17 protein-coding genes are annotated in these 18,749 nt (G+C 75.5%); 12 read left to right on the top strand and 5 right to left on the bottom strand.

The window, feature by feature from the left end; all coding sequences use genetic code 11:
- The first annotated feature begins 20 nt into the window (after positions 1-20).
- The 11 genes from galE to tsaD all read left to right on the top strand — a co-directional run bounded on the left by galE (position 21) and on the right by tsaD (position 12,344).
- Positions 21-1,064, top strand: a complete 1,044-nt coding sequence (gene galE, locus MHY29_RS00370; RefSeq protein WP_239237877.1) for a UDP-glucose 4-epimerase GalE — start codon at positions 21-23, stop codon at positions 1,062-1,064.
- A gap of 89 nt (positions 1,065-1,153) precedes the next feature.
- Positions 1,154-3,025, top strand: coding sequence for a glutamine--fructose-6-phosphate transaminase (isomerizing) (gene glmS, locus MHY29_RS00375; protein WP_224356608.1), 1,872 nt, complete (start codon positions 1,154-1,156; stop codon positions 3,023-3,025).
- 213 nt (positions 3,026-3,238) lie between these two features.
- A complete protein-coding gene (gene glgX / locus MHY29_RS00380; RefSeq protein WP_239237878.1) occupies positions 3,239-5,374 on the top strand; it encodes a glycogen debranching protein GlgX in 2,136 nt (711 codons plus the stop codon).
- A complete protein-coding gene (locus MHY29_RS00385; RefSeq protein ID WP_239237879.1) occupies positions 5,371-6,180 on the top strand; it encodes a hypothetical protein in 810 nt (269 codons plus the stop codon). Before glgX ends, MHY29_RS00385 begins: the two co-directional genes overlap by 4 nt.
- Positions 6,177-6,539: a holo-ACP synthase gene (locus tag MHY29_RS00390; protein ID WP_224356611.1), complete on the top strand. Its 363-nt coding sequence runs from the start codon at positions 6,177-6,179 to the stop codon at positions 6,537-6,539. Before MHY29_RS00385 ends, MHY29_RS00390 begins: the two co-directional genes overlap by 4 nt.
- 33 nt (positions 6,540-6,572) lie before the next feature.
- On the top strand, positions 6,573-8,174 hold the full coding sequence (locus tag MHY29_RS00395; RefSeq protein ID WP_239237880.1) for an NAD(P)H-hydrate dehydratase: 1,602 nt from the start codon (positions 6,573-6,575) through the stop codon (positions 8,172-8,174).
- A complete protein-coding gene (gene alr / locus MHY29_RS00400; RefSeq protein ID WP_370643404.1) occupies positions 8,149-9,360 on the top strand; it encodes an alanine racemase in 1,212 nt (403 codons plus the stop codon). The genes MHY29_RS00395 and alr overlap by 26 nt, the downstream gene beginning before the upstream one ends.
- Positions 9,357-9,977, top strand: coding sequence for a tRNA (adenosine(37)-N6)-threonylcarbamoyltransferase complex ATPase subunit type 1 TsaE (gene tsaE / locus MHY29_RS00405; RefSeq protein WP_239237882.1), 621 nt, complete (start codon positions 9,357-9,359; stop codon positions 9,975-9,977). Before alr ends, tsaE begins: the two co-directional genes overlap by 4 nt.
- 10 nt (positions 9,978-9,987) lie before the next feature.
- Positions 9,988-10,668, top strand: coding sequence for a tRNA (adenosine(37)-N6)-threonylcarbamoyltransferase complex dimerization subunit type 1 TsaB (gene tsaB, locus MHY29_RS00410; protein ID WP_239237883.1), 681 nt, complete (start codon positions 9,988-9,990; stop codon positions 10,666-10,668).
- Positions 10,665-11,210 (top strand): ribosomal protein S18-alanine N-acetyltransferase, encoded by a 546-nt coding sequence (gene rimI, locus MHY29_RS00415; protein WP_224356616.1) that lies wholly within the window; start codon positions 10,665-10,667, stop codon positions 11,208-11,210. Before tsaB ends, rimI begins: the two co-directional genes overlap by 4 nt.
- A 30-nt stretch (positions 11,211-11,240) precedes the next feature.
- Positions 11,241-12,344 carry a tRNA (adenosine(37)-N6)-threonylcarbamoyltransferase complex transferase subunit TsaD gene (gene tsaD / locus MHY29_RS00420; protein ID WP_370643405.1) on the top strand — a complete coding sequence of 368 codons (1,104 nt, stop codon included), beginning with the start codon at positions 11,241-11,243 and terminating at the stop codon, positions 12,342-12,344.
- 45 nt (positions 12,345-12,389) lie between these two features.
- Here the strand turns inward: tsaD and MHY29_RS00425 are convergent, their stop codons facing one another.
- From MHY29_RS00425 to MHY29_RS00445, 5 genes are all read right to left on the bottom strand, one after another.
- Positions 12,390-13,397 (bottom strand): cation transporter, encoded by a 1,008-nt coding sequence (locus tag MHY29_RS00425; RefSeq protein ID WP_239237885.1) that lies wholly within the window; start codon positions 13,395-13,397, stop codon positions 12,390-12,392.
- Positions 13,394-13,888 carry a transporter substrate-binding domain-containing protein gene (locus tag MHY29_RS00430; RefSeq protein WP_224356619.1) on the bottom strand — a complete coding sequence of 165 codons (495 nt, stop codon included), beginning with the start codon at positions 13,886-13,888 and terminating at the stop codon, positions 13,394-13,396. The genes MHY29_RS00425 and MHY29_RS00430 overlap by 4 nt, the downstream gene beginning before the upstream one ends.
- Positions 13,889-13,893: 5 nt before the next feature.
- Positions 13,894-14,925, bottom strand: a complete 1,032-nt coding sequence (locus MHY29_RS00435; protein ID WP_239237886.1) for an NAD-dependent epimerase/dehydratase family protein — start codon at positions 14,923-14,925, stop codon at positions 13,894-13,896.
- Positions 14,922-16,106 (bottom strand): zinc-dependent alcohol dehydrogenase, encoded by a 1,185-nt coding sequence (locus MHY29_RS00440; RefSeq protein WP_224356621.1) that lies wholly within the window; start codon positions 16,104-16,106, stop codon positions 14,922-14,924. The genes MHY29_RS00435 and MHY29_RS00440 overlap by 4 nt, the downstream gene beginning before the upstream one ends.
- 61 nt (positions 16,107-16,167) lie before the next feature.
- The gene (locus MHY29_RS00445) at positions 16,168-17,364 is read right to left on the bottom strand and encodes a glutamate--cysteine ligase (protein ID WP_239237887.1); all 1,197 of its coding nucleotides are present in this window, start codon (positions 17,362-17,364) and stop codon (positions 16,168-16,170) included.
- A gap of 22 nt (positions 17,365-17,386) precedes the next feature.
- On the opposite strand from MHY29_RS00445, the gene MHY29_RS00450 reads away from it, so the two are divergent.
- Complete coding sequence (locus tag MHY29_RS00450) at positions 17,387-18,736, top strand: SAM-dependent methyltransferase (RefSeq protein WP_224356623.1); 1,350 nt, start codon at positions 17,387-17,389, stop codon at positions 18,734-18,736.
- Positions 18,737-18,749: the final 13 nt, after the last annotated feature.

Consider the following 18,749-nt stretch of genomic DNA (forward strand, 5'->3'; position numbering starts at 1 on the left):
CGCCCGCATAGGATCGGGGCATGCGTGCTCTCGTGACCGGCGGCGCCGGGTATCTCGGCTCCCACACCGTGACGACCCTCCTCGACGCGGGTCACGACGTGCTGGTGCTGGACAGCCTGGCCGGCGCCGGGCGTGCGGGGCTCGAGCGCGCGGCGGAGGTCTGCGGCGTGGGGCTCGGGGGCGCGCGCCTGCGCCTGGTCGTGGCGGACATCCGCCGCCCGGAGGACTGGGCCGACGAGGTCGTCGCCTGGGCCCCCGACGCCGTGGTCCACTTCGCGGGCCTGAAGTCGCCGACCGAGTCGATGGCCTCGCCCGCCGAGTACTACAGCGTGAACGTCGGCGGCACCGCCCACGTGGCCGAGGCCGCCGTGCGCGCCGGCGCCCGGACCCTGCTGTTCTCCTCGTCCGCGACCGTGTACGGCGACCGGGCGCCCGTGCCGGTCGCCGAGTCCGCGCCGATCGACCCCGTCAGCCCCTACGGCCGCTCCAAGGCCATGGCCGAGCAGGTCCTGACCGACGTCCACGCCGCCTCGCCGGGACTGTCCGTCGCGTCCCTGCGCTACTTCAACCCGGTGGGCGCCCACCCCTCCGGCCGCATGGGCGAGGACCCGCAGGGCACCCCGGCGAACCTGATGCCCTTCGTCTCCCGGGTGGCCTCCGGCGCCTACCCCGAGCTCACGGTCTTCGGCGCGGACTTCGCCACCCGGGACGGCAGCGCCGTCCGCGACTTCATCCACGTCATGGACCTGGCCGAGGCGCACGTGGCCGCCCTCGAGTGGATGGCGGCCCGCCCCTCCGAGGAGGCCGGGGTGCGGGTGTGGAACATCGGCCGCGGGGAGGGGGTCACCGTGTTCGAGATGGTGCGCGCCTTCGAGGAGGTCACCGGCCGCCCGGTGCCGTTCACCGTGGGGGGCCGCCGCGCGGGGGACATCGCCGAGTCCTGCGCCGACGTCGGCGCCGTCGCCCGCGACGTGGGCTGGCGGGCCCGTCGCGACGTGCGGGAGATGGTGCGCGACCTCTGGGCCTGGCAGCAGGCCGAGCAGGAGGGCGACGGCGGCCCCTGAGCCCGCGCCCGCGGGCCGTCCCCCTGCGGCGGCGGGGTCCCCTGTCCGCCCGCGGCGGATGCGCACGGGCACCCGGTATCCTCATGCGCATGTGTGGAATCGTCGGATACATCGGGCAGCCGTCCTCGACCCGTGAGCACGATGCTCTCGAGGTCCTCATGGAGGGGCTGCGCCGCCTCGAATACCGTGGATACGACTCCGCGGGCGTCGCCGTCGTCGCCGACGGCGAGCTGTACCACCGCAAGAAGGCGGGCAAGCTCGCCAACCTGGCGGCCGAGCTTGAGGCCGAGCCGGTGCCGTCCGCGCAGGTGGGCATCGGCCACACCCGCTGGGCCACCCATGGCGGCCCGACCGACGTCAACGCCCACCCGCACGTCGCGGACGAGGGCCGCCTGGCCCTGATCCACAACGGCATCATCGAGAACTACGCCGAGCTGCGCGCCGAGCTGCTGGAGAAGGGCGTCACCTTCCTCTCCGAGACCGACACCGAGGTGGCCGCCCACCTGCTGGCCGACGTCTACCGCGGCGCCGGCGAGGGCGACCTCACCCGGACCATGCAGTTGGCCTCCCAGCGCCTCGAGGGCGCCTTCACGCTGCTCGCCGTCCACGTGGACCACCCGGACCGCGTGGTGGCCTCCCGCCGCAACTCCCCGCTCGTCGTCGGCGTGGGGGAGGGCGAGAACTTCCTCGGCTCCGACGTCTCCGGCTTCATCGATTTCACCAAGGAGGCGATCGAGCTCGAGCAGGACCAGGTGGTGACGATCACCGCCGACGCCGTCGAGATCACCGACTTCCAGGGCGCCCCCGCGCAGGGCAAGGCCTTCACCGTGGACTGGGACGCCTCCGCCGCGGAGAAGGGCGGCTTCGACACCTTCATGGAGAAGGAGATCCACGACCAGCCGCAGGCCGTGCAGGACACCCTGCTGGGCCGCACCGACGCCACCGGCGCGCTGGTCCTGGACGAGCTGCGCATCGACCCGGAGGAGCTCAAGGCGGTCCGCAAGATCATCGTGCTGGCGTGCGGCACCTCCGCCTACGCGGGCACCGTGGCCAAGTACGCCATCGAGCACTGGTGCCGCATCCCCGTGGAGGTCGAGCTCTCCCACGAGTTCCGCTACCGCGACCCGATCATCGACGACCACACCCTCGTGGTGTCCATCTCCCAGTCCGGCGAGACCATGGACACCCTGATGGCCGTGCGCTACGCCAAGGAGCAGGGCGCCCGCACCCTGTCCATCTGCAACACCAACGGGTCCACCATCCCGCGCGAGTCCGACGCCGTGCTCTACACGCACGCCGGCCCGGAGATCGCCGTGGCCTCCACCAAGGCGTTCCTGGCGCAGATCACCGCCGCTTACCTGCTGGGCCTGTACCTGGCGCAGCTGAACAAGAAGCTGTTCACCGGCCAGATCAAGGACATCCTGGCCGACCTGGCGGAGATCCCCGGCAAGATCCAGGAGATCTTGGACTCCTCCACGCCGGTCCGCGAGCTCGCCCGCTCCATGGCCGACACCTCCTCCGTGCTGTTCCTGGGCCGCAACGTCGGCTTCCCGGTGGCCATGGAGGGCGCCCTGAAGCTCAAGGAGCTGGCCTACATCCACGCCGAGGGCTTCGCGGCGGGCGAGCTCAAGCACGGGCCCATCGCCCTGATCGACGAGGGCCAGGCCGTGTTCGTGGTCATGCCCTCCCCGCTGGACCGCCACTCGCTCCACGCGAAGGTCGTCTCCAACATCCAGGAGGTCCGCGCCCGCGGCGCCCGCACCTTCGTGGTGGCGGAGCGCGGCGACGAGGCCGTGCGCGACCATGCCGAGGTCGTGTTCGAGGTCCCGGAGACCCAGCCCGTGCTGATGCCGCTGCTGACCACCGTGCCGCTGCAGATCTTCGCCCTCGAGCTGGCCTCGGCCAAGGGCTACGACGTGGACCAGCCGCGCAACCTCGCCAAGTCCGTCACCGTGGAGTGACCTCGCCCTGACGAGCGACGACGACGCCCCCGCCGGGAACGACGGGGGCGTCGCCGCGTCCGGGGCGGTGCCGGGCCCGGTGCGGCCGAGGGCTCTCCTCCACGGGCGCGGCGGCGTCGGCTGAGCCGAGGGGCGGCCGGGCTCCGCGCACTAGACTCGGGGTGAGTGCGTGCCGGATCCGGCGCGCCCCCCGAGACATCCGGAGACGCCTTCATGCACACAGTGGACATCGGACAGCCGTACCCCCTGGGGGCCACGGTGGACGAGACCGGCACGAACTTCGCCGTCGCCGTGGGCAGGGAGGTCGAGGCCGTCGAGCTGTGCCTGATCGCCGAGGACGGATCCGAGGAGCGCATCCCGGTCACCGAGCGGCACGACACCACCTGGCACGTGCACGTGGCCGGGATCGGCGGCGGCCAGCGCTACGGCTGGCGCGTCCACGGCCCCTGGGACCCGGCGCGGGGCCTGTGGCACAACCCCCACAAGCTCCTCGCGGACCCCTACGCCCGCGCGTTCACCGGGGACTACGCCTGGGGGCAGCAGCACTTCTCCTACGCCTTCGACGAGCCCGACCGCATGGACACCGCCGACAGCCTCGGCACGTCCATGGTCGGCGTCGTCGTCGACGACGACTTCGACTGGGGCGACGACGCGCCGCCGCAGCGGCTGCTCACGGACACCGTCGTCTACGAGACGCACGTGAAAGGCCTCACCGCCCTGCACCCGGACGTGCCGGAGGAGCTGCGCGGCACCTACGCCGGCGTGGCCCACCCGTCCGTGCTCGAGCACCTGACGTCCCTGGGCGTGACGGCCGTGGAGCTGATGCCCGTGCACCAGTTCGTCAACGACTCGATCCTCCAGGAGAAGGGGCTGTCCAACTACTGGGGCTACAACAGCCTCGGCTACCTCGCGCCCCACGCGGCGTACTCCTCAGCCGACACCGTCGGCGGCCAGGTCCACGAGTTCAAGCAGATGGTCAAGGACCTCCACGCCGCCGGGCTGGAGGTCATCCTCGACGTGGTCTACAACCACACCGCCGAGGGCAACGACAAGGGCCCCCTGCTGAGCTTCCGGGGCTTCGACAACGCCGGGTACTACCACCTGGTCGAGGGCGACGAGCGCCACTACATGGACTACACGGGCACCGGGAACTCGGTGGACCTGTCCAGCCCGAAGGCCCTCCAGCTCGTCATGGACTCCCTGCGCTACTGGGTGACCGAGATGCACGTGGACGGCTTCCGGTTCGACCTGGCCACCACGCTCACCCGCGTGGAGGGCGAGCAGGGCCCCGACATGTTCTCCGGGTTCTTCGACGTCGTCCGCCAGGACCCGGTGCTGCGCACCGTCAAGCTCATCGCGGAGCCGTGGGACGTGGGCTGGGGCGGCTACCAGGTCGGCAACTTCCCGGGCATCTGGAGCGAGTGGAACGGCATGTACCGGGACACCGTGCGCGACTTCTGGCGGGGCGAGCCCGGCACCCTGGGCGAGTTCGCCACCCGGCTGACCGGCTCGGCCGACCTCTACGAGGGCGACGGGCGCAACCCGGGCGCCTCCGTGAACTTCGTGACGGCGCACGACGGGTTCACCCTGCGCGACCTCGTCTCCTACAACGAGAAGCACAACCACGCCAACGGCGAGGACAACAACGACGGCGACTCCCACAACCGCTCCTGGAACTGCGGCGTCGAGGGCGAGACGGACGACCCGGAGGTGCTGACGCTCCGCGCCCGCCAGCAGCGCAACTTCCTCACCACCCTCATGGTCAGCGAGGGCGTGCCCATGCTGAGCCACGGCGACGAGCTGGGGCGCACCCAGAAGGGCAACAACAACGTCTACTGCCAGGACAACGAGCTCTCCTGGATCGACTGGAGCACGCGGGACGACGCGCTGATCGCCTTCACCCGGGACGTGATCGCCCTGCGCCGGGACCACGCGGTGTTCCGCCGTCGCCAGCACTTCGACGGCCGGCCCGCCGAGCGCGACGTCGAGGCGCCGCTGCCCGACATCGTGTGGCTCGAGCCAGACGCGACCGCCAAGACGGAGGCGGACTGGGGCGCGGAGGCGCGCTCGATCGCCTTCTACCTCAACGGCCACGACCTCCAGCGCCGCGAGGGCGAGCCGGACGAGGCGTTCCGCGACTTCTACGTCCTGATGAACGCCTGGTGGGAGCCCGTGCCGTACACCCTGCCCGGCCCGCTGTTCCCGGGGGAGTGGGAGATCGTCGTGGACACGTCCTCGCACGTAGCCCCGGCCGGCACCCGCCCCCACGTGGTGGCGGGGGAGGTCATCGAGGTCCCGGGCCGCTCGACGATGATCCTGCGGGAGGTCGTGCGGCAGGAGCAGGGGTGAGCCGCCCCGCCGGGTCCGCGCCGGCCGTCGACGGCGACGCCCAGGCCGCGCCGCGCGGCCCCCAGGCCGGGCGTCGCGTCCAGGCGGGCCGGGGGCGGGGCCGCCGACGGCGCCGGATCCTGGGCGCTGTCCTGGCGGCCGCCGCCCTCGTGCTCGCCGCGGCGTTCGGCCCCGGGCTGATGCGCGCCGCGGACATGACGCTGCACCCCCGCCCGGACGACCCGCCCCGGGTGGACGCGCTGCTGGTGCTCTACAGTCAGCCCGCGGTCTACGACGCCGCCCTGGAGCTGCTGGACCGCGGCGTCGCCGACCGGGTGTTCGTCTCCGCGCACCTCGGCCCGGACGGGTTCGAGAAGTTCTGCGGCACCCCGGCCCAGCGCGACCCCCGCACCCGGGGCGTCGAGGTCGAGTGCTTCTCCCCGGACCCCGTCACCACCCAGGGCGAGGTCATGTTCGCCGCGGACCGCATGCGTGCCCTCGGGCTGCGCCGGCTGGGGGTGCTGACCTTCGACCAGCACCTCGAGCGCGCCCGCCTGCTGGCCGAGCGGTGCCTCCCCGCCGCGGACGGCAGCGTCTCCATGTACCGGTTCGACGGCGGCTACACCGGCGCCGAGAAGGTGCGCCAGGACGTCTACGGCACGGCGGCCTTCGCCAAGGTCGCCCTGACCACGGACTGCTCCGGCGAGCTCCCGGACGTCCTGCAGTGGCCGCTGGACCTGGTCAAGCGGACGGCCGGCATGCCGGTCGGGGCCGTCGCGGAGTCGGCCGCCGGCGTCGGCCGCGCGGGCGCGGGGGTGCGGCCGTGATCGTCGGGATCGGCGTGGACGTGGTGGACGTCCCCCGCTTCGAGCGGCAGCTGGCGCGCACGCCCGCCCTGCGGGAGCGGCTGTTCACGGAGGAGGAGCGGGACCTGTCCCTGCGCTCCCTCGCCGCCCGGTTCGCCGCGAAGGAGGCGATCGCCAAGGCCCTGGGGGCACCGCCGGGCATGATGTGGCACCACTGCAGCATCCCGCGCCCCGCGCACGGGGACGGACGGCCCGAGGTCCGGCTGACGGACTCGGTCCGGGACCGGGCCGACGAACTGGGCGTCACCCACTGGCACCTGTCCCTGAGCCACGACGGCGACGTGGCGGTGGCGTACGTCGTCGCCGAGCGCCACGACTGAGGCCCGGCCGGGCCGGAGCGGGAGGAGCACCTGATGCGAGCACACACGGGAACCGACGTGCGGGCGGCCGAGCGGCCCCTGCTGGACGAAGGGCGGGGCGAGGCGCTCATGCGGACCGCCGCGTGGGGCCTGGCCGAGCACGTGGCCGCCGAGCTGCGGGCGCGGGGACCGGTGGCCGGGGCGACCGTGGCGGCCCTGGTGGGGCCGGGCAACAACGGCGGGGACGCGCTGTGGGCCCTGGCCTTCCTGCGTCGCCGCGGCGTCGAGGCGGTCGCGGTGCCCGTGCGTCGGAACGAGGCGGGCGAGCCGGTGTGGCATGCCGCCGGCTGGGCCGCCCTGCAGGCCGCCGGCGGACGGCGGTCCACGGCGGTCCCGGCCCGGGCGGCCGTCGTGGTGGACGCGATGCTCGGCACGGGTGCCCGCGGGGGCTTCACCCTGCCGGAGCCGGCGCGGCACCTGCCGTCCGGGGCCGCCGTGGTGGCCTGCGACCTGCCCTCGGGCGTGGACGCCGACACCGGGGCCGTCCCCGGCGAGGCCCTGGCCGCCGACCTCACCGTGACCTTCGGCGCGTCCAAGACGGGGCTGCTGCTCGGCGCTGGACCGGGCCGGGCCGGGCGGGTGGTGTGCGTCGACGTCGGCCTGGGACCACACCTGCCGGCCGATCCCGCCGCCGGGCTGCATGTCGTGGACGACGACGCCGTCGCCCGCCTGCACCCGGTCCCGGCCCGGGACGCCCACAAGTACACGCGCGGGGTGGTCGGCGTCGTCGCCGGCTCGGAGCGGTATCCGGGGGCCGCGGTCCTCGCGGTGGGCGGGGTCCTGGCGGGCGGCGCCGGGATGGCGCACCACGGCGGGCCGGCCCGGGCGGGGGACCTCGTCCTCGCCGCGCATCCGGCCGCCCTGACCTCCGCGGACGGCCCGGCGCCGGAGCGCGCCGACGCCTGGGTGCTCGGCCCCGGCCTGGGCGACGGCGACGGCGCGCGGGAGCGGGTCCGCGCGACCGTCGCCGCGGTGCTCGCCTCCGGGGCGGACGGCGACCGCGGCCCGGCGGCGCTCGTGGTGGACGCGTCCGCCCTCGACCTCGTGACCGGGGAGGATCTGGCGGCGCTCGCCGCCGTGGGCGCTCGCACGGTCATCACCCCGCACGCGGGGGAGTGGGCGCGTCTGCGCGACCGCCTCCCCGTGCCCGCCGCCGACGCCGTGGACGCGGACGAGGACGGCGCCGGGGAGCTGGCGCGGCTGCGGGCGTGGACCGCCGCGCGCGGGGTCACGGTCCTGCTCAAGGGGCCGGCCTCGCTGGCGGTCGCCCCGGACGGGCAGGCCTGGCTCATGCGCGACGGCGGCCCGCAGCTCGGCGTCGCCGGCACGGGCGACGTCCTGGCCGGGGCCCTGGGGGCCGTCCTCGCGGCCGAGACCGCCCGGGCACGCCGGGGCGGCGACGAGCGGCACGGGGCCGCGCGGGGTGGCCGGCCGTCGCCCGCCGCGCTCGCGGCGGCCGCGGCCTGGCTGCACGCCCGGGCCGGCGTCCGGCAGGCGGCCGACGGCCGCGCCACGGCGGACACCCTCCCCGCCGCGCTGGGCGACGTGGTGGCCCGGCGCTGGTGGGAGAATGACGCGCATGGACGACGCCCCTGACCTGACACCCTCCGCCGCCGAGGCGGCGCCGGCCGAGCGGCGCGCGCTCGTGGACCTGGCCGCGGTGCGCTCCAACGTGGCGGCCCTGCGCGCGCGCCTGGGCCGCCCGGACGGCGCCTCGGCCGCGCTGATGGCCGTGGTCAAGGCCGACGCCTACGGCCACGGCGCCGTGCCCGTGGCGCGCGCTGCCCTCGAGGCCGGGGCCGACCGGCTCGGCGTGGCCCACGTGACCGAGGCCCTGGCCCTGCGCGCCGCCGGGGTCACCGCTCCGATCCTCGCGTGGCTCCACACCCGGGACACCCCGTTCCGCGCCGCGGTGGAGGCGGACGTCGCCCTGGGCGTCTCCGGCATGTGGGACCTCGAGGCCGTGGCGCAGGCCGCCCGGGCGGCCGGTCGCCGCGCCACCGTCCACGTGAAGGCGGACACGGGCCTGGGGCGCAACGGCTGCCTGCTCGCGGACCTGCCGGCGCTGGCCGCCCGCGCCGCCGCGCTGCAGGACGAGGGCGTCGTCGACGTCGAGGGCCTGTTCTCCCACCTGGCCGTCGCCGACGAGCTCGACCGCGCCGCGGAGACCGACGCCCAGGCCGCCGCCTTCGGCGAGGCCACGGTGGTGTTGGACACCGCCGGCCTGCGCCCGCGCGTGCGCCACCTGGCGAACACGCCGGCCGCCCTCACCCGGCCCGACCTGCACCACGACATGGTGCGCGTGGGGCTGGGCCTCTACGGGCTCAGCCCGTTCCCGGACCGCGCCCCCGCCGAGTTCGGCCTCTACCCCGCGATGTCGCTGCAGACCACGCTCGCCGCCGTGAAGGCCGTCCCCGCCGGGCAGGGCGTCTCCTACGGCTTCCGCCACCGCACCGCCGAGCCCACCGTCCTGGGCCTGGTGCCCCTGGGCTACGCGGACGGGGTGCCGCGCATCGCCGAGGGCGCTCCGGTGGCCGTCGCCGGGCGCCGCGTGCCGCATGTCGGCCGCGTGGCCATGGACCAGCTCGTCGTGGACCTGGGGCCGGGCGCCGCCGAGCGCGTCGGCGACCCGGTGGAGCTGTTCGGCCCCGCCTCGGGCATCCCCGCGGACGCGTGGGCCGAGGCCGCCGGGACCATCAACTACGAGCTCGTCACCCGCATCTCGCCGCGCGTGCCGCGCGTGCACGTGGACGGCGCCGCCGCGGGGAAGGGGGCCGCATGATCGCCGGCCGCCGTGCTGAGCAGCCCCTCCCCGCCCCGGTCTGGGAGCGGCGCGTGCGCCTCGACGGCGCCGCCGGCACCCGGGAGTTCGGCGCCGCGCTCGCGGGCGTGCTGCGCGCGGGCGACGTGCTGATCCTCACCGGGGAGCTCGGCGCGGGCAAGACGACCCTCACGCAGGGCCTCGGCGCGGGCCTGGGCGTGCGCGAGGGCGTGATCTCTCCGACCTTCGTGCTCTCCCGCATCCACCCGTCGCTGGCGGACGGGCCCGACCTGGTCCACGTGGACGCCTACCGGCTGCGCTCGGCCGGGGAGTTGACGGACCTGGACCTCGAGGCCACCGCCGACCGCTCCGTCACCGTGGTCGAGTGGGGCCGCGGCATGGCCGAGTCCCTCGCAGGCTTCCCCGAGGACCCGGAGGCGTCCTGGCTGGACGTCGAGGTCCTCCGGGCCCGCGGCGGGGCGGACCTCCCCGACGGCCCCGCCGGCGGCGACGCCGCCCCCGACGCGCCGGTGATCGTCACCGACTTCTCCGACGAGGAGGGCGAGGCGGCCGAAGAGGTGCGCACCGCCGTCGTGCGCGCCCACGGCCCCCGCTGGGCCGCGGTGGCCCTTCCGTAGACTGGCGGGCATGCCCCTGCTCCTGGCCCTCGACTCCTCCGCCGCCGCGTCCGTCGCCCTCCTGCGCGACGGAGAGCCCCTCGCCGCCTGGTCCACCGCGGACACGACCAGCCACGCCGAGGTCCTCGCCCCGGCGGTGCGGCAGGTTCTCGCGGAGGCCGGCGTCGCGGGGGGCGACCTGGACGGGATCGCCGCGGGCGTCGGGCCGGGCCCGTTCACCGGCCTGCGGGCCGGGCTGGCCACCGCGGAGGCCCTGGGCTTCGCGTGGGACGTGCCGGTGCACGGGATCCGGAGCCTGGACGCCCTGGCCCACCGGGCGGGCACGGACGCGTTCGCGCACGCCGTCGAGGAGTTCGTCGTCGTCACCGACGCGCGGCGCCGCGAGGTCTACTGGGCGCACTACGCCCAGGTCGGCGGGCAGCCGACCCTCCTGCACGGGCCCTTCGTCACCCCCGCCGCCGAGGTCACCCCGCTGCCCGCCTACGGGGCCGGCGCCGGTCTCTACCCCGAGGCCCTGCACGCGGTCGACGGCTGGGAGGGCGCCGTGCCCGACGCCGTCAGCCTGGGCCGCGTGGCCGAGCTCGCCCTGCGCCGCGGCCGCGGCGTGCTGCCGCCCACGCCCCTGTACCTCCGCGAGTCCGACGCCACGGTGCCGGCCCCGCGCACCCCGGCGCGGCCCGCCGGCGCATGAGCCTGCCCGACGCTACGGACCCCGGCGACGACGCCGCGCCCGCCCACGGGCTGCCCGCCGGGTTCCTGCTGCGCCCCATGACCGTGTGGGATGTCCCCGAGGTGCTGGAGCACGAGGAGACCCTGTTCCCGCTGGACGCCTGGCCGGGGCACTTCTACGCCGAGGAGCTCGCCCAGGCGGGCCCCGCCGGCGCGCTCGACGCCCACGGCCGCCCCACGACCCGGGACTACCGCGTGGTGGTCCGCCAGGACACCGGGGAGATCGTCGGGTACGGCGGCATCATGGCCGTGGGGGACACCGCAGACGTGCAGACCATCGGCACCGCCGCCGCCGTCCAGGGCCGCGGGATCGGCGCCGCGCAGCTGCGCTGGATGGTCGCCGCCGCGCGCGAGCGCGGGGCCGAGTCCCTGCTGCTCGAGGTCCGCGAGTCCAACGCCGCCGCCCGCCGGCTCTACGCGCGGCACGGGTTCGAGCCGATCGCCGTGCGCCGCGGCTACTACCCGGGCGGCGAGGACGCCGTCGTCATGCGCCGGGCCCTCTGAACGCGGCCCCGCCCGGCGGCCCGGCCTAGAATGGCCCCCATGTCCGCCACCGCCACCGCCCCCCTCGTCCTCGGCATCGAGTCCTCCTGCGACGAGACCGGCGTCGGGATCGCCCGCGGCACCACCCTGCTGGCCCACGAGGTCGCCTCCTCCGTGGAGGAGCACGTGCGCTTCGGCGGCGTCATCCCGGAGATCGCCGCGCGCGCCCACCTCGAGGCCCTCGTGCCCACCGTCCGCCGCGCCCTCGACGCCGCCGGGGTCACGCTGGACGAGGTCGACGCGATCGCCGTGACCTCCGGGCCCGGACTCGCCGGGGCGCTGATGGTCGGCGTCGCGGGGGCCAAGGCGCTCGCGGTGGCGGCGGACAAACCGCTCTACGGGATCAACCACCTCGTGGCCCACGTCGGCGTCGGGCTGCTGGACGGCGTGCGCCCCGCCGACTGGGACGACCTGCCCCGGGACCTCGGCGCGCTGCTCGTCTCCGGCGGGCACACCGAGATCCTCCAGGTGGACCGGATCAGTTCGGACGTCACCCTGCTGGGCTCCACCATCGACGACGCCGCCGGCGAGGCGTACGACAAGGTCGCCCGCCTCATCGGGGCCGGGTATCCCGGCGGCCCCGTGATCGACCGGATGGCGCAGGAGGGGGACCCGAAGGCGTTCCGGTTCCCCCGCGGGCTGACGGCCGGCAAGTTCGTGGGCACCGCGGAGGAGCCCGGCCCGCACCGGCACGACTGGTCCTTCTCGGGGCTCAAGACCGCCGTCTCCCGGGCCGTGGAGCAGTTCGAGGCGCAGGGGCTCGAGGTGCCGCGCACGGACATCGCCGCGTCCTTCCAGGAGGCGGTGGCCGACGTCATCACGGCCAAGGCCGTGCGGGCGTGCCGCGAGCACGGCCTCACGCACCTGCTGCTCGGCGGCGGTGTGGCCGCCAACTCCCGCCTGCGCGGGCTGCTCGCCGACCGGTGCCGCTCCGCCGGGATCGAGCTCGTCGTCCCGCCGGTGAACCTGTGCACGGACAACGGGGCCATGGTCGCCGCGCTCGGCGCCCGGCTCGTGGCCGACGGCGTCGCCCCCTCGGACCTCGCGTTCGGGGCGGATCCGGGCCAGCCCGTCTCCGCGGTCAGCGCCGCCTGACGCGCCGGCCCGACGACGGCCGGCGCGCGCCCGTCGTGCCCGGGCCTACTCGCTGCCCTTCGACTGCTCGTCGCCGGACCGCCCGCCGTGGACCTCCTCGGGGAGCTCCGCCACGGGGACCACGACGACGTCCTCGAGCTTCCAGTCGAGCTCCTCGATCCGCTCGCGCAGGTCGGCGCAGCGGCCCACGGTGACGTCGGCGCCGTGCCGGGGCACCACGAACATCTCCAGGTGGAACACGTGGCCCTCGTCGCGCACCCGGGCGCCGGCGTGCCGGACCCACGGCTGGGCCCACGCCACCCGCTCGGCGCGGTCGATGATCGGGTGCGGGCGCGCGCCGTCGATCGTGGTGGCGCGGCGGTCCGCCAGGTTCGTGACGGCCTCCTTGAGGTTCTTCCAGCCGTCCAGCACGATGCTCACGCCCACGAAGATCGCCGCCGCGGCGTCCGCCCACCACCAGCCCAGGCCGATACCGGCCACGCCGACGATGGTGGCCACGCCCGTCTGCCAGTCCGCCTTGTTCATGTCCGCGTCCGCGTACAGCACGCGGTCGTGGAGCTGCTCGGCGAGCTTGAGCTTCTTGTGGCCGAGGATCATGGGCCCGGGCACGGACAGGGCCATCACGGCCATCATGAACCAGCCCTGCCACACGGTGTGCCCGAACAGGTCGAACGTGCCGATGGGCGGATGCTCCGCCGTCACCAGGCCCAGGATGGAGTCGCCGACGAGGACCACGCCCATCACGGACAGGGCGACGGCGGCCACGAGGTGCCCCACCCCGACGGACCGGTGAGAGCCGTAGGGCCGGGCCCGCGTCGGGGCCATGCGGGCCACGCGCAGGGCGACGAGGAACGCGATCGGCGGGATCAGGGAGAGCAGGTCCTCGATCCACGCGGCGCGCATGGCCTGCGAGGAGCCCATCACGACCGCCACGAGCGAGACCGTGAGCACGAGCCAGCCGAGGGAGACCCACTCGAGGACCACGGCCCGGTGGGCGGCCCGCGCGACGTCGTCGGGCAGCTCGGCGCGTCCGATGGTGCGCTTCCCGCTCATGCCCCGGCCTCCTCGCCGTGCGCGTCCAGGAAGCGCTCGAGCGCGGACTGGAACTGGTTCTCCCCCAGGGGGACGGCCATGACGAGCTCGGCCTTCTCCCCGTCCGGGCCCGTGGTCTCCGCGTAGGGGCGGGTCAGACCGGCGTCGGTCGTCCAGGGCGACTTCTTCGTGAGCCCGCCGACCACCAGGTCGAGGTCGCCCTGCTTCAGCGCCGTCATGAGGGCCTCCTCGCCGGAGACGGTCCACTCCACGCGCGCGTCCCGCTCGGCGGCGAAGGCACGCACCAGGTCCGGCTCGGGGCCCTGGGGCTCGGCACCGGCGGCGTCCACGTGGGGCGGGTGGTGCGAGGCCCCTACCCGCAGCGTCCCGCCCGTGATCCGGTCCAGGGTGCCGTCCGGGTCGGCGGGGTAGCCGGAGGATGTGCATCCGGTCAGGACGACGCCGGCGGCGGCGAGCGCGCCGGTCAGGAGGGTGCGGCGGGGGGTCTGCATGGGGCTCACTCTAGAGGGGAGTGGGAGCGGTGCCCCGCGTTCCCGAGGCCCTCCCGGCCATCCAGGTGGTCGAGCACGAGGCGCACCGCGTCCCGCGCGTCCGTGCGCGGGCGCCAGTCGGTCGCGCGCCGCAGCGCGGAGGTGTCCATCACGGGCACCGCGGCGGCCATGTCCACCCAGCCCGGGTCCGTGGGCTGCAGGCGGGCCCGGTAGCTCACGGCGGCGGCGGCGCGGAACACCGCGACGGGCAGCTCGAGGATCCGGCGGGCGCCGAGCACCGTGCCCATCGTGTGGGCGTCGAGCACGGGCTCGGCGGCGACGTTGAACGCGCCGCCGGCGCGGCGGGCGACCACCTGCCAGTACGCCTCCGCGACGTCCTGGGCGGTGAGCGCCTGGAAGCGCAGGCCCGTGGGGAAGGGCAGCACGGGGGTGCGCAGGCGCGCGGCGAGGCGGGCGGGCACGAGGTCGCCCAGGAAGTAGTCCTTGATCTCGGGCCCGGCGCCGGACTGGAAGACCAGTCCGGGCCGGAGCCGGCTGACGAGCATCCGCGGGTGCTCGGCCGCCACGCGGTCCAGGATCGTCTCCACCTCGGCCTTCTGGGCCGCGTAGTGGGACGTCGGCACGCCCGTGGTGGGGTGCGACTCGTCCACCCGCACGTCCTTCGGCCCCGGCCCATACGCGCCCACGGAGGAGGCGTAGACCAGGTGGGGCACCCCCGCGGCGGCAGCGGCACGGAACACGCGCTCGTTGCCGTCCACGTTGACCGCCCGCAGATGCGCGCGGTCGCGGTTGGGGCGGATCACCCACACGAGGTCGACCACGGCGTCCGCCCCGCGCAGCACCTCGGTGAGGCGGGGGGCGGACGCGGCGTCGGCGATGTCCATGCGGTGCCACTCGACGCCGTCGTACGGAGCGCCCGCGCGGTCCGGGCCGCGCCGGCTCACGCCGACGAGCTCGGTGGCCTCCGGGGCCCGGTGGAGGCGCTCGAGCAGGGCCGTCCCGACGTTGCCGGTGGCACCGAGGACGACGATCCTCACGGCGTGAGCACCACCTTGATGCAGCCGTCCTGCTTCTTCTGGAACTTCTCGTACATGGCGGGCGCATCCTCGAGGGGCGCGGTGTGCGTCACGAGGTCGAGCACGCCCAGGGGATCGGACGGGTCGTCCATCAGGGGCAGGAGGTCGTCCACCCAGCGGCGGACGTTGCACTGGCCCATGGTGAACTGGATCTGCTTGTCGAACATGGTGAGCAGCGGCATGGGGTCCTGCATGCCGCCGTACACGCCGCTCAGGGAGACGGTGCCGCCGCGGCGCACGGACTCGATCGCCGTGTGCAGGGCCGTGAGACGGTCGATGCCGGAGGTCTTGACGGCCGCGCGGGCCAGCGGGCCGGGCAGCATGCCCGCCGCGGTCTGGGCGGCCGCGGCCACGGGCGCGCCGTGCGCCTCCATGCCCACGGCGTCCACGACGCCGTCCGGGCCCCGCCCGCCGGTCGCCTGGCGCAGGAGGTCCGGGACGCCCGTGCCGGAGCCCTCCATGTCCAGGACCTCGACGCCGTGGCGCGCGGCCATGTGGCGGCGCTCCGGCACGGGGTCGACGGCGATCACGCGGCACCCCAGGTGCACGCCGATGCGCGCGGACATCTGGCCGATGGGGCCCAGGCCGAGGACGGCCAGCGTGTCGCCCTTCGACACGTTCGCGTACTGCACGGCCTGCCACGCGGTGGGCACCACGTCGGAGAGGAACAGCCACTGGGTGTCGGGGCCGGTGTGCGGCACCTTGATGGGCCCGTAGTCGGCGTGCGGCACCCGCAGGTACTCGGCCTGGCCGCCGGGCACGGAGCCGTAGAGGCGGGAGTAGCCCAGCAGCGCGGCGCCGGAGCCCTGCTCCTTCACCTGGGTGGTCTCGCACTGGGACTGCAGGCCGTGCTGGCACATCCAGCAGTGGCCGCAGGAGATGTTGAAGGGGATGACGACGCGGTCACCGGGGGAGAGGTTCGTGACCGCGGAGCCGACCTCCTCCACGATGCCCATGGGCTCGTGGCCGATGACGTCTCCCTTGTCCATGAACGGGCCCAGGACCTCGTAGAGGTGGAGGTCGGATCCGCAGATGCCGGTGGAGGTGACCTTGATGATCGCGTCCGTGGGCTCCTGGATCCGCGGATCCGGGACGTCCTCGACGGAGACGCTTCGCTTTCCCTGCCATGTGAGTGCTCGCATGCCGGGTACGCTACGGCCCGGCCGGCCCCGAAGGAAGGGTGCGCGGGCCGGAATCCCCAGGTCAGCCCTGGAAGGCCCGGAGGGACTCGCGGGTGCGGTCCGCGGCGTCCCGGACGACGGCGCGCAGGGGCGCGACCGGGTCGGCGGGGTCCTCGCCCGTCCGGGGCGGACCCGCGGCGGCCTCCGCGGCCACGCGTCGCTGCCGGTCCGCGGGGGAGTGCTCCATCAGGACGCGCGCGTGCGCCAGCTCCGCCGCGCAGCCCAGTTCCTCCGCCACCGGGGCCAGGCGCTCCAGGTCCGCGGCCAGGTGCTCGGCCAGCGGGACCTGCGTGCCGGCGTCGTCCGTGATGACGGTGGCCTCCAGGCCGTAGCGGGCGGCGCGCCACTTGTTCTCCTGGGTGTACCAGGGCGGCAGGATCGCGACGGGCTCGTCGTCCTCGACCTGCGCGGAGAGCTCATGGACCAGGCACTGGGCGTAGGCCGCGACGGCGCCGATCTCCTCGAGGGTGGCCATGCCGTCGCACACCCGCATCTCCACGGTGCCCAGGCGCGGCACCGCGCGCACGTCCCAGCGGCACTCGGTGACGTCCTCCACCATGCCGACGCCCGTCATCTGCTCGACGCAGTGCTCGAAGCCCTCCCACGTCTCGAACTGGAAGGGCAGCCCGGCGGTCGGCAGCTGCTGGAAGAGCTGCGTGCGCTGGGACTGGTAGCCGGTGTCCGCGCCCACCCAGAACGGGGACGACGCCGACAGCGCCAGCAGGTGCGGGAGCCGGCTGATCAGCCGGTTGACGGCGGGCATGGCCTTGGCGCGGTCGTCCAGGCCGATGTGCACGTGCACGCCGAAGATCAGCATCTGGCGGCCCCAGTACTGGGTGAGGTCCACCATCCGCCCGTAGCGCGCCTTGGGAGTGATGGGCTGCGTCATCGCCTCGCCGAACGGGTGCGTGCCCTGGCAGAACAGCGCCAGCCCGCGGTCCGCCGCGACGCGCTGCACGCGGGCCGCGATCCCGCCGAGGTCCGCGACGGCGTCCGGCACCGAGCCGTGCACGCCCGTGACCAGCTCGACCGTGTTCTGCAGCAGCTCGCCCGTCACGTGCGGGTGGTCGGCGTCCGCGTCCAGGCCCGCCTCGGCGCGCAGCTCCTCGAGGATGCCCGGCGCCTCGGAGCGCAGGTCGCCCGTCAGGGGATCCACGAGCGCTAGCTCCCACTCGATGCCGAGGGTGGACTGCGCGGAGTCGGCGAAGGGAAGGCTCATGGCGTCATCCTAGGGTGGTCGCATGGCACGATCCCAGCGCCCCGCCCGCCCGTCGCGGCCCCGTCCGCGTCCCGCCGACCGGCCGGGCCGCCCCCGCGCGGCCGAGTCCGCGGCCGACGCCACCCGCCTGGAGCCGGTGCTGGACCCCGCCGGGCGCGTCCTGCTCGACGGGCTCGGCGACGTCTCTGGCCAGGACCCCCTGGCCCTGTCCTCCCGCCTGCGCGCCGCCGGACACGACGCCGACACGGTCGCCGCCGCCCTGACCCAGGCGGGGCTGCGCCACGCGGGGCGCGCCAAGCTCGGTGCGCTCGCGGACGGCATGCTCCTCACCCGGGACGGGCTCGAGCAGGCCACCCGCGCCGTGGTGGCGGAGCACCGGGCGCGGCGCCTTCAGGAGGCCGGGGTGCGCTCCCTCGCCGACCTCGGCTGCGGCATCGGGGCGGACGCCCTCGTGTACGCGCGCGCCGGGCTGGACGTCACCGCCGTCGAGCGGGACCCCACCGTGGCCGCCGCCGCGGCGGCCAACCTCGCGACCCTCGCCCCCGCGGGCGCCGCCAGCGTCGTGACGGGCGACGCCGAGGCGTGGGCGGCCGCGCACGCGGACGAGGTGGATGCGCTCTGGCTGGACCCCGCGCGTCGGCGGCTGGGCTCGTCCGGGACGGCACGCGTGTTCGACCCCGAGGCGTTCTCCCCGCCGTTGTCCTTCGTGCTCGGCCTGGCCGACGGCGGCCGTCCGGTGGGTGTGAAGCTGGGCCCGGGCCTGCCCCACGAGCACGTGCCCGCCGCGGCCGAGGCCGAATGGGTGTCTGTGGATGGGGACGTCGTGGAGGTGACGCTGTGGTTCGGGCCGCTCGCGCAGGCCCCCGGGCGGCGCACGGCGACGCTGCTGGACACCCGCGGGTCGGCCGTGCACCGCCTCGTTCCGGCCGCCGCGTCCTCGCCCGCCGTGGAGGCGGTGGGGGAGGAGGGCGTGGACGGGCTCGTCGGCCAGGTCCTGCTCGAGCCGGACGGGGCGGTGATCCGCGCGGGGCTGGTGACGGACCTGGCGGTGGAGCTCGGCCCGGCTGTCCGCCTGCTGGACCCGCACCTGGCGTACCTCGTGGCGCCGGACGCGGCGCCGCACCCCCTGGCGCGCGGATACCGGGTGCTCGCGGTGCACGAGTTCCGCACGAAGGCGCTGGCCCGCTGGGCGCGGGAGACCGGTGTCGGTCGCCTGGACGTGAAGAAGCGCGGCGTGCGGGAGACCCCGGAGCAGGTGCGGGCCGCCGTGCTCGGTCGCGGCACGCCCGGGGGACGTCACGCGACGCTCGTGCTGGCGCGCGTGGGGGAGCGGCGCGTGGCGTTCGAGGTGGAGCCCCTGCCGGCCGGCTGAGGCGGCCGTGTGA

This window comes from Micrococcus sp. ACRRV, from assembly GCF_022346985.1.
GTDB lineage: Bacteria > Actinomycetota > Actinomycetes > Actinomycetales > Micrococcaceae > Micrococcus > Micrococcus porci.